This is a genomic window from Kistimonas scapharcae (assembly GCF_039540975.1).
Classification (GTDB): Bacteria; Pseudomonadota; Gammaproteobacteria; order Pseudomonadales; family Endozoicomonadaceae; genus Kistimonas; species Kistimonas scapharcae.
Map to the genome: position 1 here is coordinate 1 of NZ_BAABFL010000071.1, position 962 is coordinate 962.

Genomic DNA, 962 nt, shown 5'->3' on the forward strand with positions numbered 1-962 from the left:
CGCAGGCACTGCGCTTTCATCGGACAATCCCGGCAATGGTGTACATAACCGCAGAACTGATAAGCCGGTTGTCCGCCAATCATTGCCTTCGCGCTGCTGAGCCACATGGGTTTCCCGGCCGGACAGGAACAGGTCATGGTGCGGGTATCGAACTGAAAGTCTCGTGTCGTAAAGCGCCCGGTGGCAACCGTTCTGCCTCGTTTTCTGGCCAACGCCGCTCGTTCCTTTTTATGCTGAACCCGGAAACGTCCGGCCTGATCAAAGTCAGGATCACGCTGGCGGTATTGGTTGTCAGCGATATAGGCATCCACGTTTAGCCTGGACAGTGCTTCCAGGTTCTCCCTGGAATGAAAACCACTGTCTGCGGTTATTCTGGCAGTTTTGAATATATCGCTATGTCCAAGCCAGCGACACTGGGCATCAATCGCTTTTACCGTCGGGATCAGGGTCGATTGTTCAGCACCCTGACCATAGGCTTCTCCATGCATAATGACCTGATGCTTGCTGTCGACAGCCGCCACACCGCAATACCCCTGGATAACCCCTTTGGCAGTCTTCATCTTGGCGCTGTCCGGGTCAGTCACATTGCCTTTAAGCGGCTGGTTACGTTTATTGGTCCGCTCTGGCTGTTCCTTCAGGAACGTCTTGATGCGGCGTGAGGCTTTTTTCAGTGTCTCAATACGCTGCTCATCGTCTCGTTGATGCTGAGGATTCACTTGTTCATGAGCATCGTGTTCCCGATGACGTTTCAACAGACGGGAAACGGCTTTCTCCAGCTTTTTCTTTTTACCTTTAAGCTCGCTGTGGGTACCGCTCCATTCCTTGCTGGCATTGGATGACATCTTGCGACCATCAATGGCAAACATGTCCTTACCGATCAGACCGAGCTGGTCACAGATCATCAAAACCTGAATAAACAGTTGTCCCACCGGCTTGTGCATACGACTGATAAAGTCGGCAAT

1 protein-coding gene is annotated in these 962 nt (G+C 52.3%); it reads right to left on the reverse strand.

The features are described 5' to 3' along the window. Nucleotides 1-962 (reverse strand): transposase (locus tag ABD892_RS03925; protein ID WP_486329216.1); only part of this gene is annotated, 962 nt, incomplete at both ends.